The 4,481-nt window shown below is 74.2% G+C and carries 3 protein-coding genes; all 3 read left to right on the forward strand.

Translation table 11 applies throughout. The annotated features are described in order from the left end of the window. The first annotated feature begins 189 nt into the window (after positions 1-189). The 3 genes from MOX02_RS29215 to MOX02_RS29225 all read left to right on the forward strand — a co-directional run bounded on the left by MOX02_RS29215 (position 190) and on the right by MOX02_RS29225 (position 4,461). On the forward strand, positions 190-1,401 hold the full coding sequence (locus MOX02_RS29215; protein ID WP_147029286.1) for a putative DNA modification/repair radical SAM protein: 1,212 nt from the start codon (positions 190-192) through the stop codon (positions 1,399-1,401). 1 nt (position 1,402) lies between these two features. Continuing rightward, a complete protein-coding gene (locus MOX02_RS29220) occupies positions 1,403-2,935 on the forward strand; it encodes a UdgX family uracil-DNA binding protein (RefSeq protein WP_238179986.1) in 1,533 nt (510 codons plus the stop codon). 104 nt (positions 2,936-3,039) lie between these two features. After that, positions 3,040-4,461: a TAXI family TRAP transporter solute-binding subunit gene (locus MOX02_RS29225; RefSeq protein ID WP_147029287.1), complete on the forward strand. Its 1,422-nt coding sequence runs from the start codon at positions 3,040-3,042 to the stop codon at positions 4,459-4,461. Positions 4,462-4,481 lie beyond the last annotated feature (20 nt).

The raw sequence follows: 4,481 nt of genomic DNA on the forward strand, positions 1-4,481 counted from the left end.
GTCCCTCTCCCGAACGGGAGAGGGGAGCCGCGCCCGGTCGTTCCAGGCCGGCGCTGGCGAGGCCGGCGCTCTCTCTCGCGTTCGGGAGAGGTCGCGTGCGCGTCGGATGGCGCGGGGTGCGGCGCCACGGCGCGGGAGGGCGCTCGCCCGCTCCTTGAACAAACCGCGAACGGACGGCATCTTGTCCCGATGGACGAGACCCTGGCCAAGAAGCTGCGCATTCTCGCCGACGCGGCGAAGTACGACGCGTCGTGCGCCTCGTCGGGGGCGCCCAAGCGCGCGGCGGGCAAGGACGGGCTCGGCTCGACCACGGGCGCCGGCATCTGCCACGCCTACACCCCGGATGGGCGCTGCATCTCCCTCCTGAAGATCCTCCTGACGAACTACTGCCTGTTCGACTGCGCCTACTGCGTCAACCGCCGCTCCTCGAACGTGCGCCGGGCGAAGTTCACCGTCGAGGAGGTCGCGACGCTCACGGTCGAGTTCTACAAGCGCAACTACATCGAGGGGTTGTTCCTCTCCTCCGGCATCATCAAGTCGCCGGACCACACGATGGAGCTCCTCACCCGCGTCGCGAAGACGCTGCGGCGCCAGCACGGCTTCCGCGGCTACATCCACCTGAAGTCGATCCCCGAGGCGAGCCCCTGGCTGATCGAGGAGGCGGGGCTCTACGCCGACCGCCTGTCCATCAACCTCGAACTGCCCACAGAGGCGAGCCTGGAGCGCCTCGCGCCCGAGAAGGACGGCGCCTCGATCCAGGGGGCGATGGAGCAGATCGGCAGCCGCATCGCGGAGGCGAAGGCGGAGCGGCGCCGCTTCTCGCCGGCCGGCCAGTCGACGCAGGTGATCGTGGGCGCCGACGCCACCTCCGACGAGGCCCTGATCCGCAAGAGCGCGCATCTCTACGGCACGTTCGGCCTCAAGCGGGTCTACTACTCGGCCTTCAGCCCGATCCCCGACGGCTCGACGATCCTGCCGCTGAAGGCGCCCCCGCTGCAGCGCGAGCACCGGCTCTACCAGGCCGACTGGCTGATCCGGTACTACGAGTTCAGCCCCGACGACGTGGCCGCGGCGACCGAGGGCGGGATGTTCCCCCTCGACGTCGACCCCAAGCTCGCCTGGGCCCTGCGGCACCGCCACCGCTTCCCCGTCGACGTGAACCGGGCCGACCGGGAGATGCTGCTGCGGGTGCCGGGCCTCGGGGCGCGGGCGGTGGACAAGATCGTGCGGGCGCGCCGCCACGGGGCGCTGCGCCTCGACGACGTGGCGCGCCTCACCTCCGGCCTGAAGCGGGCGCGGCCCTTCCTGATCGCCGAGGACTGGCGCCCGACCGCGCTGACCGACCGCCTCGACCTGCGCGCGCGCCTCGCCGAGCCCGCCGCGCAGCTGAGCCTGTTCTGAGATGGAGGGGCCGCAGGCGCGCCGCGCGCCCGCTCCGGTCCGGGCGATGGCCGGCGCGGGCGGCCCGCTCCCGCCCGTGGAGGCCGCGCCCCGCGCGGAGGCGGCCCGCCGCACCGTCGCGCTTCGCCCCGGCGCCGACCTCGAGGGGTTCCGCGCGGCCGTGCGCGGCCTCGTGGCCGAGGGCGTGCCGCCCGAGCGCGTCGCCTGGACCTCGGATGGGGCCCCGGACCTCCTCGGCGCCGCCGCCGCGCCCGCCGCGACGGACGCGCCCGTCGCGCTGCCGCGGGCGGCGGCGGACCTCGTGCCGATGGTGGTGCCCCACCGCGACCCCGAGCGCTACGGCCTGCTCTACGCCCTGATCTGGCGGATCCGCGCGGGCGAGCGCGACCTCCTCGAGGTGGCGAGCGATCCCCTCGTCCACCGCCTCGACCGGATGCGCAAGGCGGTCGCGCGCGACCTGCACAAGATGCACGCTTTCCTGCGCTTCCGGCGGGTGCCGGAGGCGGCGGGAACCGAGCGCTTCGTCGCCTGGTTCGAGCCCGAGCACCACATCCTGGAGGCCGCCGCGCCCTTCTTCGTCGATCGCTTCCGGTCGCTCGTCTGGACCATCCTGACGCCCGAGGGCTCGGCCCGCTGGGACGGGGCGGCGCTCGGCTTCGGCCCGCCGGGCCGGCGCGAGGACGTGCCGGCGGGCGACAGCTTCGAGGCGGGCTGGCGGGACTATTACGAGAGCACGTTCAACCCGGCGCGCACCAACCTGCGCGCCATGCGGGCGGAGATGCCGCGGAAGTACTGGCACAACATGCCCGAGACGCTGGCGATCCCGGCCCTGATCCGCCAGGCCGGCACCCGCACCGCCGCGATGATCGAGAGGGAGCCGCAGATGCCCGTCAAGCGCCAGCCCGCCCGCGCCGTCGCCGCCATGGCGGACCAGGACCCCGCCTCCCTGGAGGAGCTGAACGCCATCATCCGCCGCACGGAGCCGCTGGTGCCGGGCGCCACGCAGGCCGTCCTCGGCGAGGGGCCCGTCGGCGCCACCATCGCCTTCGTGGGCGAGCAGCCGGGCGACCAGGAGGACCGGCAGGGCCGCCCCTTCGTCGGCCCGGCGGGCCAGCTCCTCACCCGCGCCATGGGCGAGGCCGGGATCGACCGGGCCGCCGCCTACCTGACGAATGCCGTCAAGCACTTCAAGTTCGAGGAGCGCGGCAAGCGCCGCATCCACCAGAAGCCGACGGCGGGCGAGGTCAGCCACTACCGCTGGTGGCTCGACCGGGAGCTCGACATCGTCGCCCCGAAGCTCGTCGTGGCGCTCGGCGCCACCGCGGTCCTGGCGCTCACCGGCAAGGCGGTCCCGATCGCCCGCGCCCGCGGCCCCTTCCGCTTCGAGCGCCTCGACAACCGCTTCCAGGGCTTCATCACGGTCCACCCCTCCTACCTGCTGCGCCTGCCGGACGAGGCGAAGCAGGAGGCCTACGCGGCCTTCGTCGACGACCTGCGCCGGGTGGAGGCGCTGGGGCGCGAGCTCGCGGGGTAGGCGGGCATTCCCATACGGAATCGTGTAGGGAAGCGGCGGGCACCGTCCGCGCGTCCCGCGTGTTGTGGTCCGGGCACGTCCGCGCCCGGAGGTCCGACGTCGCCATGCCAGGCTGGGCCAAGTGGCTGTTCCGGCGCGAGGCGCTCCTCGTCTGTGCCGCCGCGATCCTCGGCGCGGCCGCGGCCGCGGCCTGGTATCTCCTGCAGGCCACGGTCCTGACCATCGCGGTCGCGCCGCGCGACGGCACCGAGCCGGAACTGATCAAGGCCTACGCGGACGCCCTCGAGAACGCCCGCGAATCCATCCGCCTGAGGATCCTGCCCTTCGACGACGTGCGGGAGAGCGCGGCCGCCCTGCAGGACGGGCGGGCCGACCTCGCGGTCGTGCGGCCGGACGTGGTGCTGCCGCCCAACGGCCTGACGCTCGCGATCCTGCGCGATCAGGCGATGGTCATCGCCTCGCCGGAGGCGAACGGGATCAGGACCTTCCCCCGGCTCGCCGGCAAGCGCCTGGGCATCGCCGCGCACAAGGACGCGGATTTCCGCCTGCTCAAGAACATCCTGGGCTATTACGGCCTGGATCTGGAGACCGCCTCCGGCACCGGCCCGGTGCCCGCGCGCGCGGTGCGGCTCGTCGCGGTGGATCAGGCGGGGCTCGCCGCCGCCCTCCGCGCCCGGCAGATCGACGCCTTCGTCAGCATCATCGCGCCCGCGGCGCCCAAGGCCCTCGATCTCGTCGCGGCGGTCCGGTCGGTGAGCCGGGGCGGCAAGGTGGATTTCGTCGCCGTCGAGGAGGACGACGCGATCATCGAGCGCTTCCCGAAGCTCCAGGCCGTCACCGTCCCGGCCGGCCTGTTCGGCGGCCAGCCCAAGCTCCCGGAGGAGGACGTGAAGACGGTGGGCGCCTCCTACCGGCTGATGGCGCGGGCCTCCCTCGGCCGGGCCGTGGCCGCCGACGTCACCCAGCACCTCTTCGAGATGCGGACCGCCGCGGCGCAGGCGACGGACGCCGCCGACTACATCCTGGCCCCGGCCTACGACACCACCGCGGCGGCCACGAGCGCCCGCATCCCGATCCATCCGGGCGCCATCGACTATTACGAGCGCGAGCAGCACAGCCTCGTCGACCGCTACGGGGACACCCTCTACCTCCTGGCCGCCCTGGCCGGCGGCCTGGCCTCCGCGGTGGCGTGGCTGCGCCAGCGCCTGGCGCGCCTGCGCCGCGAGCGCATCGACGAGGTCATGGACCGGCTCCTGGCCATCGCCGGCGAGGCGCGGGCGATGTGCGAGCCGGCCGCGCTTCGGGCCCTCGCCGTCGAGATCGACCGCCTCGCCGCCGACGTGGTCCGCTACGCCCGGGAGCGGGAGCCCGACGCCCGCACGATGGCCGCCGTCACGATCGCCATCGACACCGCCAAGGCGACCGTCGCGGATTGCCGCAACGCGCTCGGCGACGCGCCGGCGCCCCCGACGCCGGGCACCCCTTCCATGCGCCTCCACCTCGCCGGCGGAGAGGCGACCGGGTGAGCGCCGCCTCACCTCTCCCG

The organism is Methylobacterium oxalidis, from assembly GCF_007992195.1.
In the GTDB taxonomy this organism is placed as follows: Bacteria; Pseudomonadota; Alphaproteobacteria; order Rhizobiales; family Beijerinckiaceae; genus Methylobacterium; species Methylobacterium oxalidis.

Excerpts from the sequence above, each read along its gene's own strand:
- MOX02_RS29215 (WP_147029286.1), top strand. The coding sequence starts at position 190 with ATGGACGAGACCCTGGCCAAGAAGCTGCGCATTCTCGCCGACGCGGCG.
- MOX02_RS29220 (WP_238179986.1), top strand. The coding sequence starts at position 1,403 with ATGGAGGGGCCGCAGGCGCGCCGCGCGCCCGCTCCGGTCCGGGCGATG.
- MOX02_RS29225 (WP_147029287.1), top strand. The coding sequence starts at position 3,040 with ATGCCAGGCTGGGCCAAGTGGCTGTTCCGGCGCGAGGCGCTCCTCGTC.